Raw genomic sequence first — 22,385 nt, 5'->3', positions numbered from 1 at the left:
CAACAGCGCAGATCCAGGTTCTCAACTGAGGCCAGAACAGTACTGAGATGCGCTTCACCTACTTCGTAAACGCGGGAGCACTGTGCAAGATCAGAGGTCGATCTCGCGCCGCAGGTCCGCCGGCAGCCGCGCGTCGTCCCGTGCCGCGGCGGTGGCGAGCAGCGCCGTGACGCGATGGACGTGGCTGCCCGGCAGGGCCTCCATGCCGCGCAGCACCCGGCGGTACGTCAACTCCAGCTCGGCGTCGGTCAGTTCCACGCCGCCGCTGAGCAGGAGGTGCAGCAGGTCGTGCGCGAGCGAGGTGGCCGGCTCCCCTTCCGTGGCCACGAACGTGGTCACGGAAGGGCCGAGCCACGCGAACACCGGGTCCATGACGTGCCGCACGAGGGAGTCGTTCGTCCCGCCCGACACCTCCATCTTGTGCCAGATCTCGTCCCAGTAGGGCCGGGACCAGCCGGGCCCGCCGTGCCCGCGCGGGTAGCGGTAGAGCCAGTTCGCGTCGACCGGGTCCGGCGGCGCGGGCGCGCCGTACCGCGGCGCGACGTCGAGCGTGCGGCGGCCGTCGGCGTCCCAGGACCGGCGCAGGGTCATGGAGAGCGCGAAGTCCGTCCACTGCTCCTCGTTGAGCGCCGAGCGCCACAGCAGGGCGTGCCGGTGCCAGGCGCTGACCGGGTTCGCCGAGCCGGGGAACAGCTCGGCGGCCGTGGTGCCGCCCGTCAGCAGCAGGATGACCAGGACGAGGTTGGCGCCGTAGAGGCCGTGCCGCGACGCGACCCTCAGTGTCGCGGGCCGGTAGGCGGGGTGCTGGTCACCGGTGCGGGTCTCGTGCTGGTCGAGTACGCGGATCAGGACACGGCTGAGCCTGTGCCGCTCCGCCGGCTCCATCCGCGCCGCCATCGCGCCGGCGAACCGCAGCATCTGACGCCCGGACAGGGGCGCGTACGAGAGCAGCGCATAGGCCAGGTCGTCGTCCACGCGCTGGTCGCCGAGGGCGAGGGCGGGCCGGTTCTGCACGAGCGCGCTCAGCACGTGCAGCGCGAGCCGCACCGCCAGGTACTCGCCGAACGTGGCGTGCAGGAATTCGTACGTCGCGAGGACGTGGCCGTCGCGCACCGACTGGGCGCGTTGCACGAAGTAGAACCTGCCGAGCGCGACCTCGGCGGCGCCGAGCGGCGTGCGGAAACCGGAGGCCCCGGCGGACGAGCGGCCCAGGAGCGCGGCCAGGTCCTCGTCGAGCTCGGCCGCCGAGACCCACTGACGGCGCCGGTTGAGCAGGGCGAACGCGACCAGGGACAGGCGTTGCATCTCCAGCTCGGCGCGCTCGCGCAGGAGGTCGTCGGACGCCATGTCCCCGCTCGTCTTGCCGACTTCACGGCGCGCGAAGGAGAACAGGAGCTCCTCGTACAGATCGGCCTCGTCCAGCGGCTCCCCGCCGTCGCTCTGCAGGCCGTTGTCCGCCACGTCGTACAGGGCCAGCATCATCAGGAGCAGCGGCTGCGCCGCGAGCGCCGCGTGCCGCGACACCACCTCCCACGACAGCGGGCGCAGGCCCCTTGCCGCGAACCCGGCCGCGTTGGCGTCGTTCCACACCGCGAGCCACTGCTGGATCTGCGCGGCCCGGAACGGTTCGAGGCGCAGCGCCACCATGCCGTCGGGGTAGCGCGCGCGGTCGGCGACGGACGTGCGGCTGGTCACCAGGGCCAGCAGCGGACGGCCCTGTTCCGCCTCGCGCTCCTGGAAGCGGGCCACCCGGACCAGGAAGTCGTTGTGGTGCACGCCGGTCGTCTGCAGCAACTCGTCGAACCCGTCGAGCAGAAGCACCGGGACCGCGCCGCCGGCCGAGCGGACCAGATCGGGCCACGTGACGCGCTCGCCGGTCGCGGCCCGCACCGCCTGCTCGATCTGCTCCTGGAGATCGTCCTCGGCGCGTACGTCGCGCAGCGGCACCCGCACCGGCAGGAATCCGGCCGCGGGGAGCCGCGCCGCGAGCACCCGGGTCAGGACGGACTTGCCCGCGCCGGGCTGCCCGAGCACCAGCAGCGGAGTCCGCTCCTGCCCGGCCGAGGTCAGTGCCCCGGCGAGGTACCGGGTCAGGTCCTCGCGCACCGGGGCCCGCTCCCACCACGCCTCGTCCGCCGGCCCGTGCTGCCCGGCCACCGGCCGCACCCGGAAGTCCGGGTCCAGATACATCTCCTCCAGGGCCGGTACGCGGATGCCGTCGGGCGCCGACGCCGCGTCCAGGACCGGACGGGAGAGTGCCGCCTCGTGGGAGCGGGCCAGGGCGGCCGCGACATCCACGGGCGGCCGCGTGTGCGACGCCGTACCGGCCAGCAGCGCCTCGATTCCCGCGAGGGCCCGCTGCACACCGGCCCGTGTCGCCCGGTGTTCGGTCAGCGTGGCCCAGAACCCGAACTCGGGTGCCTGCTGAGCGAGTTGGACGTACAGGCTGTCGTAGTGGACGCACGCCGCACCCGGCAGGGCACCCGTCAGGGCCCGCTCCGCCGCGTCCCGCCCCGCCGGTGTGAGCGTGTCCCACACCGCGAGGCCCGCCACGAACCGCAGGAAGCGCCCGGACAGAGCCGAGTACCAGTCGAGGAGTTCCCGCGCCGCGTCCTCCGGCGCGAGGTGCGGAGCGGGGAACGGCGCGTCCACCGCGGCGAGGGCCCGCGCGAAACCGGCGTCCGTCTCCCCGGCCCCGACCAGCGACAACTGGTCGCCACGGGTGATGCGCACCGCGTCGAGGGAGAACGGAAGGTCCTGCTCCGTGAGCGCTTCGAACCAGCCGAGGACCACGACGACCGTGTGCGCGGCCCGCAGCAACTCGCCCCGCTCGACCCGCCCGTCCGCCGCCCCGAGCCGCGCCCCGACCCCGCGCACCGCGTCACGGCCGAGCCCCAGGATCCGGCCCCGCGCGTCCGCGATACGGAGGAGTCCGTCGCTCACGCCGCCCGTCGCCACGGCCAGCACCCCGCCGAGCGACCGGTCGAGCGCCGCCAGGCGCGGTGGATCCGCGCCGAGCAGCACCAACGCGTCCGACAACGACAGCAGCCTGCGCGAACCCACCCGAACCCCCCATGGATCATGTGCGGACGACGGCCACTCTGCCAGGACACGAGGTCGGGGTCCATCGACCACGGTGCGTAAGCTGGGCGACACCGCGTGCGCGCTGTTCCCCCGAATGGCTTACCGTGTGGGCCGTGGACAGGCAGGGGAAGCGTGCGGTTCGGCTGCGCCTGACCGGGGCCGCGGCGCTGGCCGCCGTATCGGGATTGGCGGGCTCGTGGGCGTACCTGCGGGCCGGTGGGTCCGCGGGCGACGTGGTGCGGGACCTCTCCGTGGGCTGGGCGTACGCGGCCGCGGGGCTCGTGGCCTGGCGGCGCAGGCCCGCCAACCGGACCGGCCCCCTGATGGTCGCCGAGGGCGTCACCTGGTTCCTCGGAAACCTCCAAGGCACCTCCGTACCCGCCCTGTTCGCGTTCGGCGCCTGGTGGGAGGCGCTGAACATGGCGATCCTCCTGCACCTCATCCTCTGCTTCCCCGAGGGCCGTCTCACCACGGTCCTGACCCGGCGTCTGGTCCAGTTCGCCTACGGTCTCGTCGCGGTCGGCGGTCTGCTGCGCACGCTCCTGTTCGACCCGGGACAGGCCACCGGCGCCACGTACCTCGACTGCGCCGGCTGCGGCCCGAATGCCCTGTTCATCCCGGGTACCCACGACCTCTTCGGCCCCGTCGACACCGTCTACCACGCGCTCGGCTGGGTCATCTCCGCCGGCGCCGCGGTCGCCATCGTGCAGCGCTGGCGGCACGCGTCCGCCGCTCGCAGGCAGGCGTTGCTCCCGGCGTGGATCGGCATCGGCGTCGCCGTCGTGTTCCTGATGTGGGACATGCTCTTCTACGTCGTGCCGTGGTTCGGTGACGCCGGCGACACCGGTGAACAGGCCGTCTATCTGCTCTCCGACCTCGCGCAGGTCGCCGTGCCGTTCGCGTTCCTCGCCGGACTGCTGCGCATGCACCTCCAGCGCGCCGAGGTGAGCGGCCTCGTCATCGAGGTCGGCACCGACCCCGACCCGGCCCGGCTGCGCGAGGCGCTGGCCCGCGTCCTGGGCGACCCGACGCTGCGGCTCGGCCTGTGGCGCGAGGAGCGGCGCGCCTACGTCGACGGCTCGGGGCGCGAGGTGACGGCGGACGGCACCGGCCGCACCCCCGTCGGGGCGGCGGACGGCCGGCCGCTCGCGCTGCTGCACCACGACCCCGCCCTCATGGACGACCCGGAACTCCTCGCGTCCGTCGCCGCCGCGCTGCGCCTTGCCCTCGAGAACGTCTGGCTGCGCTCCCGCGCCAGGGACGTGAGCACGCGGATCGTGGAGGCGGCCGACTCCGAACGCAAGCGCCTGGAGCGGGATCTGCACGACGGGGCGCAGGCCAGGCTGGTCTTCGCCCTGATGGCCCTGCGCCGTGTCGAACGCGGCCTCGCCGACCATCCCGATGCCGCCCTGCGCGAGTCCGTGACCGAGGCGGAGTCGAGCCTCAGGCTCGCCATCGAGGAGTTGCGCGGCCTCGCCCACGGTCTGCATCCGGCGGTCCTCACGCGCGAGGGCCTCGGACCCGCGCTGACGGCGCTGGCCAGGGAGGCGACCCTGCCGGTCGTCGTGGCGGCCGAACCCCGGCGCTACGACGCGGTCGTCGAGTCGACCGCCTACTTCACGGTGTGCGAGGCCCTGTCGAACGCGGCCAAACACGCCGGTGCTCGCGCCGTCAGCGTCTCCGCGACGCACCAGGACGGGCGGCTCGTCATCGAGACCGTCGACGACGGAGTCGGGGGAGCGGACAGCATGCGCGGCAGTGGCCTGCGCGGCCTCGCGGACCGGCTGGCCGCCGTCGACGGAGTGTTGCATGTACACAGTCCCGCCGGTGGCGGGACCAGAATCAGGGCGGAGCTTCCGTGCGGGTGATCGTTGTCGAGGATTCGGCGCTGCTGCGGCAGGGGATCGTACGACTGCTGTCGGACGAGGGTTTCGAGGTGTCAGCGGAGTGCTCCGACACGGTGCCGCTCCTCGCGCTCGTCGCTGAGCACCGACCGGACGCCGTGCTCCTCGACATCCGCATGCCGCCGACGCACACCGACGAGGGTCTGGTCGCCGCGGCCGCGATCCGCGCGGCGCACCCCGGAACGGGCGTGCTGCTGCTGTCCCAGTACGTCGAGACGACCGACACCGTACGGGCCTTGGCGGAGCAGCCCGAGGGCTTCGGCTATCTCCTCAAGGAGCGCGTCGCCGACGTCGACGAACTCGGCGGGGCCCTCAAGCGCGTGGCGTCCGGCGAGACGGTCCTCGACCCGCTCGTCGTGGCCAAGCTCATGAACACCCCCCGCCCCAGAAGTCCGCTCGACGAACTCACCGGCAGAGAGCGGGACGTGCTGGCGCTGATGGCCGAGGGCCACTCGAACGAGGCGATAGCCCAGCGTCTCGTCATCGGCGGCAAAACGGTGGAGACGCACGTACGGAACATCTTCGGCAAGCTGCGCCTGGAGCAGGATCTGCTCGAACACCGGCGCGTGCGCGCGGTGCTGACCTATCTGCGCGCCTGACCCCGCCCGTGCGCGCGGAGTGAAGAGGTCCCGGCTGACCGCTCCGAAGGCGACGTCGTCCCCCGATTTGCCCCCGTGGCTCCCCCGTACGTCGACTGCGGAGCGGTGCCGGTGAACGCAACTCTAGGCAGCTCGCGCGCCCGGGACATCAGGGCCAGCCCTGAGATCCGGAGTAGTTGCTACCGGAACCGGGCCACGGGGGCCGAAGTGTGAGCTCAACGGGGTGCGCAGCGCCCGACCACCGCACCCGCTCGGTCGATGCAGAGTACATCGACCTGAACGGGTGCGCCCCGCAACACCCGCAACGCCTCGTCGCGGGCGGTCGCGGCGACCAGGTCGCCGAGCGGCGGCCACAACTGCAGTGCCGCGAGGCCCGTGTTGGCGTCCGCCACCTCCGCCGCGACCTCCGCACCCGCGCCCGCCTCAGCCGCGAGGCCGGCCAGGAACGACTTGTCGACCTGCGAGCGCGCCGAGTGCAGATCCAGGTGCCCGGCCGCGAGCTTCGACAGCTTGGCGAACCCGCCGCAGATCGTCAGCCGGCCGACGGGATGACGCCGCACGTACTTGAGGACCGCGCCCGCGAAGTCACCCATGTCGAGGAGCGCGTCCTCGGGCAACCCGTACTCGGCGACGACGGTCTTCTCGGACGTCGACCCGGTGCAGCCCGCCACATGCGTGCGCCCGGCGGCCCGCGCCACGTCCACGCCCCGCCGGATCGAGTCGATCCACGCGGAGCAGGAGTACGGCACCACGATGCCCGTCGTCCCCAGTATGGACAGCCCGCCGAGGATCCCGAGCCGCGGATTCCAGGTCGACCGGGCGATCTCCTCACCGTGGTCGACGGACACGGTGATCTCGACGTCACCGCTCCCGCCGTGGCGCTCGGCGACGGCCGCGACGTGGTCCCGCATCATCTGCCGCGGCACGGGGTTGATCGCGGGTTCCCCGACGGCGAGGGGCAGCCCCGGAAGGGTCACCGTGCCGACGCCCGGCCCGGCCCGGAACACGACGCCGGACCCGGCGGGCAGCAGCCGCACCGACGCCCGTACCAGCGCGCCGTGCGTGACGTCCGGGTCGTCGCCCGCGTCCTTCACGATGCCCGCCATGGCGTGCTCGCCGGCCAGCTCCTCGGCCGCCAGCGCGAACGCGGGCGTCTGCCCCTTCGGCAGCGTGATCGTCACCGGGTCGGGGAAGTCCCCGGTCAGGAGCGCGGTGTACGCGGCGGTGGTCGCCCCTGTCGCACAGGCACCGGTCGTCCAGCCGGGCCGCAGACCGGTGTGCTTGAGTTGGGCCCCGCGTCCGCCCTTGGCTCCGCCCGCGTCACTCATGGAGGGACCCCGCACCCGTGCACGTACTGATCCTCGGCGGCACGACCGAGGCCCGGCGCCTCGCGCAGGCCCTGACCGCCGGCCACCCCGGGTGGCGCGTGACGAGCTCGCTGGCCGGCCGCGTCGCCCGGCCCCTGCTGCCCGAGGGCGAGGTGCGGACCGGCGGTTTCGGGGGAGCCGATGGCCTGGCCCGCGCGCTGCGCGAGCTCCAGGTGGACGCGCTCATCGACGCCACCCATCCTTTCGCCGGGACGATCAGTTTCCACGCGGCACAGGCCGCGGCCACCGCCCATGTTCCCCTGCTGGCACTGCGGCGCCCCGGCTGGGTCCCTGTACAGGACGACGACTGGCACCACGTGAACTCCCTGGAGGAGGCGGCGAGGCGTCTGCCGACGCTGGGCCGACGCGCGTTCCTGACGGCCGGCCGCCTGGGTCTGTCGGCCTTTGCGGGCGTCGATGACGTGTTCTGCGTCGTGCGCTCCGTGGATGCTCCTGAGCCGCCTCTGCCGCCCCGGTCGCAAGTGCTGCTCGCCCGTGGGCCGTTCACGCTGGAGGGCGAGCGGGCGGCACTGAGGGAGTACCGCATCGACGTACTGGTGACGAAGGACAGCGGGGGAGAGGCGACGGCCCCGAAACTTGTCGCGGCGCGAGAGGCGCGGATCCCGGTCCTGGTGGTACGACGGCCGGAGGTGCCCGCGGGAGTGACAGTGGTGGGTTCGGTGGCGGAGGCGGTGGAGTGGGCGGGGAGCCCGGGCATATCAAGCCTGTCCGGCGATTGAGGACGAGCCCGAAGGGCGACAGCGAGGGCCCGGGGGCGCCGCCCCCGGGATGTGCGCCCGGACCTATTCCACGGCACAGGCAACCGCGTTGACCGCCGCGGCGGCCATCGCACTGCCACCCCGCCGCCCCCGCACCACCAAGTACTCCAGCCCCAATTCCCCCGCGTGCTCCACCAGCGCGTCCTTCGACTCGACCGCGCCCACGAACCCGACCGGAACCCCGATCACCGCGGCGGGCGGTGCCGCGCCCTCCCGCACCAGTTCCAGGAGCCGGAAGAGCGCAGTGGGCGCATTGCCCACAGCGACGACCGCCCCGCCCATCCGCTCCCGCCACAGTTCCAGCGCCGCGGCGGAGCGTGTCGTGCCGAGCCGTTCGGCGAGCGCGGGGACCGACGGGTCGGACAGCGTGCACACCACGTCGTTGTCCGCGGGCAGCCGCTTCCGGGTGATCCCGCTGGCGACCATGGACACGTCGCACAGGACGGGCGCGCCTCCGCGCAGCGCCTCGCGGGCGCGGACCGCGACGTCCGGCGAGTACGCGAGGTCGCCCGCCAGGTCGACCATCCCGCACGCGTGGATCATCCGGACCGCGACCTGGGCCACCTCCGCGGGCAGCCCGCCCAGATCGGCCTCGGCGCGGATGGTGGCGAAGGACCGGCGGTAGATCTCCGCCCCGGACTTCTCGTACTCGAACGCAGTGCTCACGGCGGGGAGCCTATCCAGCGGTGCCCACTTCACAGGGCGCGGGGCCCGGGTCTATAGTCCAAAACTAGCAGTGCTAATTAACTTCCCTCAGGAGCCGCACGTGCGTCCCGTCCACTTCGCCGCCGCCCGCCGCACCCCGATCGGAAAGCTGCGCGGGTCCCTGTCCACCGTGCGCCCGGACGACCTCGCGGCCGGTGTCATCCGCGGTCTGCTCGCCGGTGTGCCGGACCTCGACCCGGCCCGGATCGACGACGTCTACTGGGGCGCCGCGAACCAGGCCGGCGAGGACAACCGCAACACCGCGCGCATGGCCGCCCTTCTCGCGGGCCTGCCCGAGTCCGTACCCGGCGCGACCGTGAACCGCCTGTGCGCCTCCGGGCTCGAAGCCGTCACCACCGCCGCCCGCACCATCGCCTCCGGCGAGGCCGACGTCGTCCTCGCGGGCGGCTCCGAGTCGATGAGCCGCGCCCCCTTCGTGCTCCAGCGCCCCGACGAGGCGCTCCCGCACAAGATGGAGACGTACGACACACGCCTGGGCTGGCGACTGGTCAACCCGAAGATGAAGGAGCTGCACGGCGTCCTCGCCATGGGGGAGACCGCCGAGGAGGTCGCCGACCGCTACGACGTGCCACGCGAGCGCCAGGACGCCTTCGCGCTGCGCAGCCACCACAACGCCGCCGAGGCCCGCAAGAACGGCCTCTTCGACGCCGAGATCCTCCCTGTCACGCGCCCGGACGGCGTCGTCGTCGAGCAGGACGAGTGCATCCGCCCCGACACCTCCCTGGAGAAGCTCGGCACGCTCAAGCCGGTGTTCCGCAAGGGCGGCACCGTCACCGCGGGCAACGCCTCACCCATGAACGACGGCGCCGCGGGCCTGCTCCTGGTCAGCGAGGACGCTCTGCACGACCTCGGCCTCGAATCCCTCGGCCGGTACGTCGCCGGAGCCTCGGCCGGTGTGCACCCGGACGTCATGGGCATCGGCCCCGTCCCCGCCACGCAGAAGGCGCTCGCCCGCGTCGGCTGGTCCATCGGCGACGTCCAGGAGGCGGAGTTCAACGAGGCGTTCGCCGCCCAGGCCCTCGCCTGCGTCGACGCGCTCGGCATCGACCCGGAACTGGTGAACCCGACGGGCGGCGCCATCGCACTCGGCCACCCGCTCGGCTGCTCCGGCGCCCGCATCCTCACCACCCTGCTCCACCGCATGCGCCGCACCGGCGGCTCGCGCGGCCTCGCCACCATGTGCGTCGGCGTCGGCCAGGGCTCCGCCGTCCTCGTCGAGCGCTCCTGAACGTCCGCTGACGTCCCGCTGAGCTGTACCTGGTCCGGAGCCGCACCAGAAGTCAGTACGAACGGAGCACCACCCTCATGGCAACCCTGTCCCTCGCCGCGATCCTCGCCGAGTCCGCCCGCCGTCACCCGGACAAGGCCGGGCTCGTCGAAGGTGAACTGCGCATCACCTTCAAGGAGTTGTGGCTCCAGGCCCGCAAGCAGGCCGCCGCGCTCATCGCCGTCGGCGTGCGCCCGGGGGACAAGGTGGCGCTGATGGCGCCCAACGTGGCCGAGTTCCCGCGCGCGTACTACGCGGCGCTCGCCGCGGGCGCCGTCGTCGTCCCCGTACACCTGCTCCTGTCCGCCGGGGAGGTCGAGCACGTCCTGCGCGACAGCGGCGCCACGCTGCTCCTGTGTCACCCGGGTCAGGCGAAGACCGGCGGGGCGGCGGCCGGGGCGACCGGCGTGCGCATGCTGACCCTCGGCGAGGGCGGCGACCTGGAGCGGCTCACGCACGACGCCGAACCCCTGCCCACGTACCTCACCCGCGACGCGGACGACCCCGCCGTCGTGTTCTACACCAGCGGCACCACCGGCGTCCCCAAGGGCGCCGTCCTCAGCCACTTCAACCTCGTGATGAACGCGACGGTCAGCGCTTTCGACGGCCACGACGTGCGCTCCGACGACATCGCGCTCGGCGCGCTGCCGCTGTTCCACGCCTTCGGGCAGACCGTCTCCATGAACGCGACGTGGCGCGCCGGCGCCACCCTCGTCCTCCTCCCGCGCTTCGACGCGGCCAAGGCCATCGACCTGATGGTCGCCGAGGGCGTGAACACCTTCCACGGCGTGCCCACCATGTACGTGAAGCTGGTCGCCGCGGCGGCAACTGCCGAGACGCTCCCCATCCTCAAGGTCTGTGTCTCGGGCGGCGCTTCGCTGCCCGTCGCCGTCCTCGAAAGCTTCCAGGACGCCTACGGCGCCACCATCTACGAGGGCTACGGGCTCTCCGAGACCTCCCCGGCCGCCGCCACCAACCAACCGGTCTTCGGCGCGCGCCCGGGCACGATCGGGCACCCCATGTGGGGCGTCGACGTGGAGATCGCCCGCGCCGAGGTCGAGGACCGCGTGGAGCTGCTCCCCGAGGGCGAGCTCGGTGAGGTCGTCGTGCGCGGGCACTGCGTCTTCACCGGGTACCTGGGGCGCCCCGAGGCCACCGCGGAGGCACTCGTCGACGGCTGGTTCCGCACGGGCGACCTCGGCACCAAGGACGAGGACGGTTATCTGCGCATCGTCGACCGCAAGAAGGACGTCATCATCCGCGGCGGCTACAACGTGTACCCGCGCGAGGTCGAGGAGGTCCTGATGCGCCACCCCGGCGTCGCCCAGGTCGCCGTGATCGGCCTGCCCGACCCCGTGCACGGCGAGGAGGTCTGCGCGGTGATCATCCGCAACGAGACCGACGGGAGCACGGCCGGCGCCGACGAGATCGCCGAGTGGTCCAAGGAGCACCTGGGCCGCCACAAGTACCCCCGTCGCATCGAGTTCGCCGACGAGCTGCCGCTCGGCCCGAGCATGAAGGTCCTCAAGCGGGAACTGCGCTCCCAGTACTCCGGCTGACCCCGGGAGCACGCGCGGGGGAGCCGTCCCAGCATGCGGCGCCCCCTGCCGCCGGCCCGATAGATGGGTCTAGCATCTGTCCCCGGTATGTACTCCATAACCCTCTGGGAATTCGCCGCGCTCGCCGCCGCGGCCGTGCTCGTCGGATTCTCGAAAACGGCAGTCAGTGGCGCCAACACGGTCAGCCTCGCCATCTTCGCGGCTGTCCTGCCCGCCCGTGAGTCCACCGGCATCCTGCTGCCCGTCCTCATCGCCGGCGACATCCTCGCCGTACTGACCTACCGCAGACACGCGCACTGGCCCACCCTGTGGCGCCTCTTCCCGGCCGTGGCCGCGGGAGTGGTGCTCGGCACGCTCTTCATGGTGTGGGCCGACGACGCCACGGTGCGTACGTCGATCGGGGCGATCCTGCTCCTGATGGCCGCCGTCACGGTGTGGCGCAGACGCCGGGAGGCCGCTCCGGAGGTCGAGGAGACCGCGAGCCGCGCCGGCCGCGCGAAGGCGCGCTCCTACGGCGTGCTGGGCGGCTTCACCACCATGGTCGCCAACGCCGGTGGGCCCGTCATGTCGATGTACCTGCTGTCGGCGGGCTTCCGGAAGCTCGGCTTCCTGGGCACCTCCGCGTGGTTCTTCCTCATCGTCAACTCGGCCAAGGTGCCGTTCAGCGTGGGCCTCGGCCTGATCAACGGGCGCTCGCTGCTCCTCGACGCGGCACTCGTCCTGTTCGTCGTACCTGGCGCGTTCATCGGCAAGGCCTGCGTGCACCGCATCAACCAGCGGCTGTTCGAGCGGCTTGTGATCGCGGCGACGGTGGTCGGCGGGGTGCAGCTCCTGCTGCGCTGAGCCACCGTCACGACGCGGACAGGACCTTGTCCCTGCTGCGGGACGGCAGGCCGTGCTCCAGGTCCTCGACGAGCAGCCGCTTCGCGATCGCGTCCACGGCGGCCCGCAGGTCCTTGCCCGGTGGCCTGCCGAGGTCGGCCTCCACCTGCCGGCTCATCCAAGCGCCCCATGCGTGACTGATCACGTCCGCCTCGCGCTGCCCCGCCGCCGTCTGCGAGAAGTAGTAGCCGGTGTGCGTCAGATAGCCCTCCTCGACCATGCGGTCGAAGACAGGCACGAGCACCTCGGGCGGCATGCGGCGGCTGGCCGCGATCATGCCGAGGCTCGCGTGCCCCACCATCCGGGTGAAGAACTCCACCTGCATCACGGCCCACGCCCCCGCGGTGTCGAGCCGCGTGTCCGACTCGTCCAGGATGCGCCGGGCGGTGTCCAGGTCCGCCGACTTGACGATGTTGCCGACGGCCCGTTCGAGCAGGATCGCCGAGTCCCCGCCCTGCGGCGACGCGAAGCCCTCGCCCATGTCGGACGACCCCATCCGCGCGCTGTCCCGCAGCTGAACCTGCTTCAGGAACAGCGCCACGACGAAGCCGAGCAGCGCGACCGGGACCGTCCAGAGAAACACGGTGTGCAGCGTGGAGGCGTACGCCTCCACGATCGGCTGACGCGCCGGCGCGGGCAGCCGGTGCAGCCCCTCCGGACTCTGCGCCGCCTTGGCGATCACCGCGGGCCGCGCGGCCCCGGTCGCCGCCGCGGCGGCGACCCCGTCGGCGAGGTTCGTCTTGAGCGTGTTGGCGTAGATGGTGCCGAACACGGCCGTACCGAAGGAGCTGCCGAGCGTACGGAAGAAGGTGACGCCCGAGGTGGCCGTGCCCAGATCCGCGTACTCGACGGTGTTCTGCACGGCGATCGTCAGGACCTGCATGCACAGGCCGATGCCGACGCCGAGCACGAACATGTACAGCGACGCGAGCCAGGCGCTCGTCGAACTGTCCATCAGCGACAGCAAGTACAGCCCTACCGCCATGACCAAGGAGCCCACGATGGGGAACAGCCGGTAGTGGCCGGTCTTGCTGACGACGTTGCCGCTGAACACGGACGCGATGAGCAGACCGATCACCATCGGCAGGGTGCGGACGCCGGAGACCGTGGCCGAGTCGCCGTCGACGTACTGGAGATAGGTCGGCAGGAACGTCAGCGCGCCGAGCATCGCGAAACCCACGATGAAGCTGAGCACGGAGCACACCGTGAACACCGGGTTGCCGAACAGCCGCATCGGCAGCATGGGTTCCTCGGCGCGGGTCTCCGCCCAGCAGAACCCGGCGAGCGCGACAAGGCCCCCCGCGAACAGCCCGATGATGGTGCCCGAACCCCACGCGTACTCGTTCCCGCCCCAGCTCGTCGCCAGGATGAGCGCGCTCGCGCCGACCGCGACGAGCGCGATGCCGAGGTAGTCGATGACAGGACGGACCGCCGACTTCACGACGGGGATCGTGCGGGCCGCGGCGATCACGACGAGGATCGCGATCGGTACGTTGACGTAGAACGCCCAGCGCCAGGTGAGGTGGTCCGTGAACAGGCCGCCGAGCAGCGGACCGATCACGGTCGCGACCCCGAAGACGGCACCGATGGCACCCTGGTACTTGCCCCGCTCCCGCAGCGGGATGACATCGGCGATCAGCGCCATCGCCGTCACCATCAGGCCACCCGCGCCGATGCCCTGTACCGCGCGCCACGCGATGAGCAGCGTCATGTTCGTGGCGAGTCCGCACAGGAACGAACCCGTGATGAAGACGATCGCCGAGACCTGGAAGAGCACCTTGCGCCCGAACAGGTCACCGAACTTGCCGACCAGCACCGTGGCGACGGTCTCCGCGAGGAGGTACGCCGTCACGACCCACGACATGTGCGCGGCGCCGCCCAGATCCGACACGATCGTGGGCAGCGCCGTGCCGACGATCGTCTGGTCGAGCGCGGCGAGCAGCATGCCCAGCATGATCGTCACGAAGACGACGTTGCGGCGCCGCCGGTCGAGTACGGGCGGCTGCGCCGGGGGCTGCACGGTCTCCGTTGTGGTGGTCACCCGGACAGCGTCACATCGGGAACGGGTGCGTGCGTGATCCTGCGGAGCTTTACGGGTGACGGTGGGCGGCGCCGCGTGGGTGTATTGCGGGTCGCGCCCCGCGCCCCGCCGTGCCAGGGGCGGGGGGTGCCGTTTGGCTGCGGGTCGTGGGGGTTGGGCGCGCAGTTCCCCGTGCCCCTTGTGGGGGCCTGGGCGAGAGGCTGTAGGGCCTATGGGTGCAGGCGGGGGGCGTTTGTTGCTGCGTCAATCGTGGGGGCGTTCTGTCGCTCCACCTCTTTGGCCAGTGTTGTTGCCCAGGTTTCCAGGGAAGCCACGTCCATTCCGTACGGTGCGAGCCTGTCCGAGGCCTCGCGCCACGCCGTGAGGCCCGTCGCGCCGCGGCGCAGGAGGCGGGCGCCGCCCGCCGTGTTGCCTCGGGCCGCGTGTGTCAGGCCCACCGCCAGCTGCGCCAGCGCGCGCCACAGGCCGCGTTCCTCGTCGGGACCCGACTTCCACGCGTCCTCGAACACCTCGTGCGCGTGGAACGGCCGGCCCGCGTCGAGCAGCGCCTGCGCCTCCGTGACTGTCTCCTCGGGGGACCGCACCACCCCCTCCGGCTGCCGAGCGACCCCCTCCGCGCCGTACGGCAGCGGACGGCCGAGGCCGTCGCGGGGGCGCGCGTTCCGGGCCCGCCCCTCTTCGTCACGGTCGCGGTCCCGGCCACTGCTCACGTCACTCATGCCTCGATTGTCCCGCGCCGGCACCCGGCCGTCCCGACGCGGTCCAGCCGCCGCCCTCCGGCCCTCGCACCGGCGACGGACCACCCCTGAGCTTGGGGTATTGTTCTTTCTGCGCCGCCAAGCGAAACACCCGCCGGGCGGCGCGACCGGGACGTGGCGCAGCTTGGTAGCGCACTTGACTGGGGGTCAAGGGGTCGCAGGTTCAAATCCTGTCGTCCCGACTTTTCGAAGTCGCAGATCAGGGGCCGTGTCAGAGAAATCTGACACGGCCCCTCGGTCGTTCCCGGGACTCCCCGAACTCCTGTTATCCCGGGGTGTCTTCCTCCGCCGGCGGCGTCCCGTACTTGTCGCGCGCCGCGTACCACCACACCGTCGCCAGGATCAGCACCACGACCAGGGCCGCCGACGCGTAGTTCATCGAGTCGACCGTCACCGGTGACGCCTGTGGCAGGCAGAACAGGATCGTCACGAACGCCACCCACGTCACCGCGATCCAGCCGACCGGTCTGCTCCAGCGTCCCAGGTTCCAGGGGCCGGGAGTGAAGCGGTCGCCCGCCCTCCGGCGCAGCAGGATCGGGATGGCGTACGCGGGCGTGATCCCGATGACGTTGATGGCCGTCACCGCTCCGTACGCCGTCGTGGAGTAGAGGGACGGCAGCGCGATCACGGCGGCGAGGCCCACCGACAGCCATACGGCGGGCACGGGGGTGCGGGTGCGGGCGCTCACCTTGCGCCACAGTGCGGAGCCCGGCAGCGCGTTGTCGCGGCTGAACGCGAACACCATGCGGCTGGTCGCCGCCACCTCGGCGTTGCCGCAGAACAGCTGGGCCACGATCACGATCAGGAGCAGCGCCGTGGCGCCGGACGTGCCGAGGGCGTCGATCATGATCTGCGCGGGCGGCACCCCGGTGGCGCTGTCCTGCGCGCCCGCGTAGTCCTGGATCGCGAACGTCAGCCCGGCCAGGAGCACGAACCCGGCGATCCACGAGACCCACACGGCCCGCACGATGCCGCGCGCGGCGGATACCGAGGCGTTCGACGTCTCCTCCGAGAGATGCGCGGACGCGTCGTAGCCGGAGAACGTGTACTGCGCGAGGAGGAGGCCGATCGCGGCGACGTACAGCGGGTTGTGCCAGCCGGTGTCGTTGACGAACTCGGTGAACACGAAGGAGGGCGAGCGGTGGTGGTCGGGCACGATCGCGAGGACACCCACGATCACGGCCACGCCCGCCAGGTGCCACCACACGCTGATCGAGTTGAGCACGCTGACCAGGCGTACGTCGAAGAGGTTCAGGGCGGCGTGCACGGCGAGGATGGCGAGGAAGATCAGGAAGGTCGATCCCGGTGTCGGGTCGAAGCTGAACCGGAGGTTGAGCAGCGCGCCGGTGAACAGGGCGGCGCCGTAGTCGATTCCGGCGATCGCGCCGAGCAGGCCCAGGAGGTTGAGCCAGCCCGTGTACCAGCCCCAGCGGCGGCCGCCGAGCCGGTCGGCCATGTAGTAGAGGGCCCCGGACGTCGGATACGCGCTGGTGACCTCGGCGAGCGCGAGGGCGACGAGGAGGACGAAGAGGCCGACGCCCGCCCACCCCCACATCATCACGGCCGGACCGCCCGTGCCGAGGCCGAATCCGTAGAGCGTCATGCAGCCGGACAGGACGGAGATCACGGAGAAGCTGATGGCGAAGTTCCCGAAGCCGCCCATGCGGCGGGCCAGGACCGGCTGGTAGCCCAGCTCCCTGAGTCTGGCCTCCTCGTCCGGTGGCTGCCCGGCCGGCCCGGACTCGGCGGCGCTCGACGAGGTGGTGCCTATTTCCGGTGTGGACATGAGCTCCTCTTGTGGGGAGAGAGGCGTGAAGTCGCATGCCTGGTACGGAGACTGACGGATGATCAGTGTAGGGGGCAGACGGAAGGCGGGCACCCTTGACGCTCTCGCGGAGGCTGTAGCAGGCTTCCGCGGTGATCACGAATGCCGGCGGGCCGCGCGAGGGGACCGTCCTCGCCATCGATCAGGGCACATCGGGGACGAAGGCCCTCGTCATCTGCCCGCGCCGCGGCGTGATCGGCTCGGGCGGCGCGCCTGTACGTCCGCGCTACCTCCCGGGCGGCCTCGTCGAGGTCGATCCGGCCGCGCTGCTCGCCTCCGTCGTCGACGCGGGGCGCCGCGCGCTGGCCGCCGCGGGCGAGCCCGTCGGCGCGGTCGGCCTCGCCAATCAGGGAGAGACGGTCCTCGCCTGGGACCCCGCGTCCGGCAGACCGCTCACGGACGCGATCGTCTGGCAGGACCGGCGGGCGGAAGCGCTGTGCACGGAACTCGCCCCGTACGCCGACGAGTTGAGGGACTTTACGGGTCTGCCGCTAGACCCTTACTTCGCCGCCCCGAAGATGGCCTGGATCCGGCGCCATCTCACCCGGGACGGCGTCGTCACCACCAGCGACGCGTGGCTCGTCCACCGGCTGACCGGCGCGTTCGTCACCGACGCCGCCACCGCGGGACGCACGCAGCTCCTCGACCTGGACACCGTCGCGTGGTCGCCGCGCGCCCTGGACATCTTCGGCCTCGGCGGCGAGCGGCTGCCGGACGTCGTCGACGCCGCCGGACCCGTCGGCACGACGAAGGCGTTCGGCCCCGAACTTCCCCTCACCGGGCTCCTCGTGGACCAGCAGGCCGCGCTGCTCGCCCAGGACGTGACCGAGCGGGGAAACGCCAAGTGCACTTATGGAACAGGTGCGTTCCTGCTCGCCCCGACCGGCGACCGCCCGCGCCGCGGCGGCTCGGGGCTGGTCAGCTGCGTGGCCTGGCGGCTGGCCGGGCGGAGCAGCTACTGCCTCGACGGGCAGGTCTACACCGCCGCCTCCGCCGTCCGCTGGCTCACCGGCCTCGGGGTGATCGCGGGGGCCGAGGACATCGACCCGGTCGGATCGGCCGTGCCCGACACGGGCGGCGTGACCTTCGTGCCCGCCCTCGCCGGTCTCGCGGCGCCGTGGTGGCGCGGCGACCTGCGCGGCTCCCTGACGGGTCTCGGCCTGGACACGACCTCCGGCCACCTCGTCCGCGCCCTGTGCGAGGGGATCGCCGCGCAGGTCGTCTCGCTGGCGGACGCCGTCGCCGCCGACCTGGGCGAACCGCTGCGCACCCTCCGCGTGGACGGTGGCCTGACCCGGTCGGCCCTGCTGATGCAGACCCAGGCAGACCTTCTCCAACTGCCCGTGGAGGTCGCAGAGTTGGCCGACGCGACCGCGCTCGGCGTCGGCGTCGTCGCCCGGCTCGGGCTCGATCCGGCGCTCACCGTGCGGGACGCGGTCCCGCGCGGGCGGCCCGCCGCCGTGTACGAGCCGCGCATCGACGCCGCGCACGCCGCCGAACGCCTCGACGGGTTCCGCTCGGCGGTGGCCGCACTCCTCGACCGCGCGCCGACGGGGTCCCCATGACCGTCACCACCAAAGGGCCGCTGTCCCCCACAGGGCAGATGCCGTCCCGGCCCTACGACGTCGCGGTCGTCGGCGCAGGCGTCGTCGGTACCGCCATCGCCCGCGAACTGGCGCGCCACCCACATCTGCGCATCGCTCTCGTGGAGGCGTCCGGCGATGTCGGCGACGGCACCTCCAAAGCCAACACGGCGATCCTGCACACCGGTTTCGACGCCGTGCCCGGCTCCCTGGAGTCCCGCCTGGTCAGGGAAGGGCAGCGACTGCTCGCCACCTACGCGGCCGAGTCCGGAATCCCCGTCGAGCCCGTCGGTGCTCTGCTCGTCGCCTGGGACGACGAACAACTCGACGCGCTGCCGGGCCTGTTGGAGAAGGCCGGACGCAACGGATACGACGCGGCACGCATCATCGACGCCGACGAGACCCGGGCCCGCGAACCGCACCTCGGCCCCGGCGCGCTCGGCGCCCTGGACGTCCCGGGCGAGAGCATCATCTGTCCCTGGACCACCACGCTCGCGTACGCCACCCAAGCGGTGCGGTCCGGTGTCGATCTGCACCTCAACAGCCTTGTGGAGACGGTGAGTCCGGAAGGCGGTGATCACCTTCTGGCCACGTCGCGCGGCGCGCTCCGGGCGCGGTTCCTCGTCAACGCCGCGGGGCTGAACGCCGACGTGCTCGACCGGCTCGTCCTCGGGAGTGGCGACTTCACCGTCACCCCGCGCCGCGGACAGCTCATCATCTTCGACGAACTCGCCCGCGACCTGGTCCGGCACATCCTGCTTCCGGTGCCGACCGCGCTCGGCAAGGGCGTCCTCGTGGCGCCGACCGTCTACGGCAACGTACTGCTCGGCCCGACCGCCGAGGACCTCGACGACAAGGCGGCCACCGGCACGACGGCGGACGGACTCGACGGGCTGCTCTCGAAGGGGCGCCGCATCCTGCCGGCCCTGGTCGACGAGGAGGTCACCGCCGTCTACGCGGGCCTGCGCGCCGCCACCGAGCACGACGACTACCGCATCCGCTGCCACGAGGAGCGGCGCTACGTCACCGTGGGCGGCATCCGCTCGACCGGCCTCACCGCGTCCATGGCGATCGCGGCGCACGTCGCGAGGCTGATCGCCGAGGCGGACCCCGGCCTCGACCTCGAGGAGCCGGTCGAGCCGACCCCCGTCCGGATGCCCAACCTGGGCGAGGCCTTCCCCCGCCCCTACCAGCGCGCCGATCTCATCGCGACCGACCCCGCGTACGGCACCATCGTCTGCCACTGCGAGCGCGTGACCCGCGGCGAGATCAGGGACGCCCTGATCAGCACGGTCCCGCCCGCTTCCCTGGAGGGCCTGCGCCGCAGGACCCGGGCGCGGGGCGGACGGTGTCAGGGGTTCTACTGCGGGGCCGCGGTGCGTGAACTCCATGAGGGGCGGCGCGAATGGGGGCCGGCATGACGCGGCGGCAGCGGAGCGTCGACGTGGTCGTCGTCGGCGCGGGGCCCGCCGGGCTCGCGGCCGCCCGCGGCCTCGCCGACCACGGGGCGGGTGTCGTGGAGGTCCTGGAGCGTGAGGCGGTGGCGGGCGGCGTGCCGCGGCACTGCCACCACCGCGGGTTCGGGCGGTGGGGCGTGACGGGGCCGCAGTACGCGGCCAGGGCCGTCGAGGCCGCGCTCGGCTCCGGCGCACGCGTACGGACGGGGATCACCGCCACCGGATGGGCGGGGCCCCTCACCCTGGACATCACCGGCCCGCACGGGCTCGAACGCATCGCCGCGCGCGCCGTCGTCCTCGCCACCGGGGCACGCGAACGCCCGCGCAGCGCACGCCTCGTACCCGGCACACGGCCCGCCGGAGTGCTCACCACCGGCGAGCTTCAGCAGGCCGTCCACCTGCACGGACAGCGGGTCGGCACCCGCGCGGTCGTCGTCGGCGCCGAACCGGTCGGCTACGCGGCCCTGTCCGCCCTGCGGCGCGCCGGCGTCACCGTCGCTGCGCTCACCACCGAGGAGGCGCGCCACCAACTGGGCCGGGCCCGGGCCGCCGCAGCACGCCTCGGTCATGGCGTGCCCGTACTCACCGGCGCGACCGTGGCCGAACTCCTGGGCAGGGGGCGGGTATCGGGTGTGCGGCTGCGGCATCGTGACGGCCGGCTGACGACCGTCGACTGCGACACCGTGGTGTTCACCGGGGACTTCGTGCCGGACCACGAGCTGGCGCGGCGCGGGGGAGTGGCACTCGACCCCGGGACGCGGGGGCCCGCCGTCGACGGCGCGTTCCGCACCGGCGCCGAGGGCGTCTTCGCCGTGGGAAACGTGCTGCACGCGGTGGAGCCCGCGCTGTGGGCGGCCCGCGAGGGCGCGCTCGCGGCCGACGCCGTGCGCGGGTTCCTGGACGGCTCGGGCCCGGCGCTGGCCGGCCCGGCGATCGAGGTCGCGGCGCCCCTGCGCTGGGTGGCGCCGAACCGGGCGGTCCCGCAGGTGCCGGTGGAAGGCTTCGTCCTGCGGACGTCGGAGGTGCTGACACGGCCCGTGCTCGTCGTCACGCAGGACGGCCGCCGCCTGCACCGCCAATATGTACCGCGCCGTGCGCTCCCCAACCGCACCCTGCACTTGGCGGGTCACTGGGCAGGGAACGTCGACGCCGCCGGCGGCCCCGTCCGGATCACGGTCGGCGGGCTCGGAGGCGCAATCCTCGGAGCGGCTACGGAGTGATGCGCGCCCCTTGCTGACCCGCGCGCCGTTTCCGCCCCAGGGGCGGCCCGCATCGGCTGCTCGGCGGTGCACCTTCGAAAAATGGCCCGGACACGCCCATTGTCAGGGTTGCGGTGAGGGAGTTACATGGTGCCCGCACGTGACGAAAGCGCTTTCTGTCGGTCGGGGGAATCCCGGTCGGCAGCCCCTTCGTTGCCGCTCGGAGGCCGCATGAGACTGCCCCGCACCAGACGTACCGCGATCGCCCGGACCGCCGTCCGCACCGGACTCGAACCACGCGTCCGGCGCACCCGATCCGCCCGGGAGACCCGCCGAACCCGACGTACCGCACTCGCCGCCGTGGCCCTCGCCTCGGTCGCCGTCCTCGCCGCCGCCACGCTTCCCGCGCAGGCGAGCGGCCCCGCCAACCAGGTCCCCGCGCAGGCCAACGGCCCTGCGGGGCACGGCCCGTTGCGCGCCCAGGCCGTGGCCGCCTACGACTTCGGGCACCCCGATCCCGCCGATCCCGCGAGGGAGCGGGACATCGGCCGCTCCCGCACCCCGCTCACGCTCATCAACGGCGGCTCCGCCATGCGCGTGGACGACGAGGCGTACCGCGGCAGCTCTCCCGCCCTCCAGGTGCGTCAGCAGAACCCCGCCACAGCGGGCAACGACGACTGGAAAGCGGGTACTTGGGACGAGGCCGGGGTCGGCTCCCTCGGTGCCTTCAACAGCGCCAAGGCCGCCACCGTCATGGGCTGGTTCAAGATGACGGGCGACAACCCCACCCTCAACTCCAACACCGCCAACCCCACCGACCGCTACGGAGCGATCGGACTCGCCGGGGTGCTCTCCGGCACCAGCGACGGGCACGCCGTACGCGCGCTGCTCGAACTCATCCAGGTGAACGGCGAGTTGAAGCTCGTCGCGCTCGGCCGTCGCCTCGACAGCGGCGCCTCCCAGACCTTCGCCGCCTCCGCCGACTGGCAGAAGGTCCTGCCCCGAGGCGAGTGGGTCCATCTGGCCGCCACCTTCGACTTCCGCGACGGCACGATGGCCCTCTACCGCGACGGCAAGCCCCTCGACGGCTTCTACGTCACGCCGGGCGACCCCTGGGAACTCACCACCACACCGGCGCCGCACCGCGCCTCGCCGACCGACCCGCGCGGCATCAAGATCGGCGGCAGCTTCCCGCAGAACACACGCGAGAACAACGCCTGCGACTGCCGCATGGACGATCTCCTCTTCCTGGACCGTGAAGTGACGGCAGGTCAGGTGAGTGCCGAGTACCGCCGCATGACGAGGGGCCACTGACGCCTCGTACCCCCGCTTCTGCCCAGCCGTACTCGCCATCC

The 22,385-nt window shown here is 72.5% G+C and carries 16 protein-coding genes and 1 tRNA gene; 11 read left to right on the top strand and 6 right to left on the bottom strand.

What is annotated here, in order from left to right; genetic code table 11:
* Positions 1 to 90: 90 nt before the first annotated feature.
* Complete coding sequence (locus OG758_RS07810; protein WP_326709295.1) at positions 91 to 3,039, bottom strand: NACHT domain-containing protein; 2,949 nt, start codon at positions 3,037 to 3,039, stop codon at positions 91 to 93.
* 158 nt (positions 3,040 to 3,197) lie between these two features.
* Here OG758_RS07810 and OG758_RS07805 point away from each other — a divergent pair, with 158 nt between their 5' ends.
* Positions 3,198 to 4,952: a sensor histidine kinase gene (locus OG758_RS07805; protein ID WP_326709294.1), complete on the top strand. Its 1,755-nt coding sequence runs from the start codon at positions 3,198 to 3,200 to the stop codon at positions 4,950 to 4,952.
* Entirely contained in the window at positions 4,949 to 5,587 is a 639-nt protein-coding gene (locus OG758_RS07800) for a response regulator (protein ID WP_425573593.1), read from the top strand. The genes OG758_RS07805 and OG758_RS07800 overlap by 4 nt, the downstream gene beginning before the upstream one ends.
* Before the next feature lie 215 nt (positions 5,588 to 5,802).
* Here the strand turns inward: OG758_RS07800 and OG758_RS07795 are convergent, their stop codons facing one another.
* Positions 5,803 to 6,915, bottom strand: coding sequence for a cobalt-precorrin-5B (C(1))-methyltransferase (locus tag OG758_RS07795; protein WP_326709292.1), 1,113 nt, complete (start codon positions 6,913 to 6,915; stop codon positions 5,803 to 5,805).
* A gap of 17 nt (positions 6,916 to 6,932) precedes the next feature.
* Between OG758_RS07795 and OG758_RS07790 the strand changes: the two genes are divergently transcribed.
* Positions 6,933 to 7,694, top strand: coding sequence for a cobalt-precorrin-6A reductase (locus tag OG758_RS07790; protein ID WP_326709291.1), 762 nt, complete (start codon positions 6,933 to 6,935; stop codon positions 7,692 to 7,694).
* 63 nt (positions 7,695 to 7,757) lie between these two features.
* Here OG758_RS07790 and OG758_RS07785 read toward each other — a convergent pair whose 3' ends face one another.
* Positions 7,758 to 8,399 (bottom strand): precorrin-8X methylmutase, encoded by a 642-nt coding sequence (locus tag OG758_RS07785; protein ID WP_100592895.1) that lies wholly within the window; start codon positions 8,397 to 8,399, stop codon positions 7,758 to 7,760.
* Between the two features lie 100 nt (positions 8,400 to 8,499).
* On the opposite strand from OG758_RS07785, the gene OG758_RS07780 reads away from it, so the two are divergent.
* From OG758_RS07780 to OG758_RS07770, 3 genes are all read left to right on the top strand, one after another.
* Positions 8,500 to 9,687 (top strand): thiolase family protein, encoded by a 1,188-nt coding sequence (locus OG758_RS07780; RefSeq protein WP_326709290.1) that lies wholly within the window; start codon positions 8,500 to 8,502, stop codon positions 9,685 to 9,687.
* Between the two features lie 77 nt (positions 9,688 to 9,764).
* Positions 9,765 to 11,285 (top strand): long-chain-fatty-acid--CoA ligase, encoded by a 1,521-nt coding sequence (locus OG758_RS07775; RefSeq protein ID WP_326709289.1) that lies wholly within the window; start codon positions 9,765 to 9,767, stop codon positions 11,283 to 11,285.
* A gap of 87 nt (positions 11,286 to 11,372) precedes the next feature.
* Positions 11,373 to 12,128, top strand: a complete 756-nt coding sequence (locus OG758_RS07770; RefSeq protein ID WP_326709288.1) for a sulfite exporter TauE/SafE family protein — start codon at positions 11,373 to 11,375, stop codon at positions 12,126 to 12,128.
* Positions 12,129 to 12,135: 7 nt separating this feature from the next.
* Here OG758_RS07770 and OG758_RS07765 read toward each other — a convergent pair whose 3' ends face one another.
* The gene (locus tag OG758_RS07765; protein ID WP_326709287.1) at positions 12,136 to 14,208 is read right to left on the bottom strand and encodes an MDR family MFS transporter; all 2,073 of its coding nucleotides are present in this window, start codon (positions 14,206 to 14,208) and stop codon (positions 12,136 to 12,138) included.
* A gap of 209 nt (positions 14,209 to 14,417) precedes the next feature.
* Positions 14,418 to 14,927: a DUF309 domain-containing protein gene (locus OG758_RS07760; RefSeq protein WP_326709286.1), complete on the bottom strand. Its 510-nt coding sequence runs from the start codon at positions 14,925 to 14,927 to the stop codon at positions 14,418 to 14,420.
* 147 nt (positions 14,928 to 15,074) lie between these two features.
* On the opposite strand from OG758_RS07760, the gene OG758_RS07755 reads away from it, so the two are divergent.
* Positions 15,075 to 15,148, top strand: a tRNA-Pro gene (locus tag OG758_RS07755).
* An 83-nt stretch (positions 15,149 to 15,231) separates the two neighbouring features.
* Here the strand turns inward: OG758_RS07755 and OG758_RS07750 are convergent.
* Positions 15,232 to 16,752 carry an amino acid permease gene (locus OG758_RS07750; protein WP_326709285.1) on the bottom strand — a complete coding sequence of 507 codons (1,521 nt, stop codon included), beginning with the start codon at positions 16,750 to 16,752 and terminating at the stop codon, positions 15,232 to 15,234.
* A gap of 131 nt (positions 16,753 to 16,883) precedes the next feature.
* On the opposite strand from OG758_RS07750, the gene OG758_RS07745 reads away from it, so the two are divergent.
* The 4 genes from OG758_RS07745 (at position 16,884) to OG758_RS07730 (ending at position 22,344) form a co-directional block, all read left to right on the top strand.
* Positions 16,884 to 18,356, top strand: a complete 1,473-nt coding sequence (locus OG758_RS07745; protein ID WP_326709284.1) for an FGGY family carbohydrate kinase — start codon at positions 16,884 to 16,886, stop codon at positions 18,354 to 18,356.
* Positions 18,353 to 19,795 (top strand): FAD-dependent oxidoreductase, encoded by a 1,443-nt coding sequence (locus OG758_RS07740; RefSeq protein ID WP_326709283.1) that lies wholly within the window; start codon positions 18,353 to 18,355, stop codon positions 19,793 to 19,795. Before OG758_RS07745 ends, OG758_RS07740 begins: the two co-directional genes overlap by 4 nt.
* A complete protein-coding gene (locus OG758_RS07735) occupies positions 19,792 to 21,051 on the top strand; it encodes an NAD(P)/FAD-dependent oxidoreductase (RefSeq protein WP_326709282.1) in 1,260 nt (419 codons plus the stop codon). The genes OG758_RS07740 and OG758_RS07735 overlap by 4 nt, the downstream gene beginning before the upstream one ends.
* A 210-nt stretch (positions 21,052 to 21,261) precedes the next feature.
* On the top strand, positions 21,262 to 22,344 hold the full coding sequence (locus OG758_RS07730; protein WP_326709281.1) for a LamG-like jellyroll fold domain-containing protein: 1,083 nt from the start codon (positions 21,262 to 21,264) through the stop codon (positions 22,342 to 22,344).
* Positions 22,345 to 22,385 lie beyond the last annotated feature (41 nt).

It is taken from the genome of Streptomyces sp. NBC_01474 (assembly GCF_035918215.1).
Lineage (GTDB): Bacteria > Actinomycetota > Actinomycetes > Streptomycetales > Streptomycetaceae > Streptomyces > Streptomyces aureus.
The sequence above is the reverse complement of the archived record's forward strand: the minus strand, read 5'-3'. Positions and strand labels throughout refer to the sequence as shown.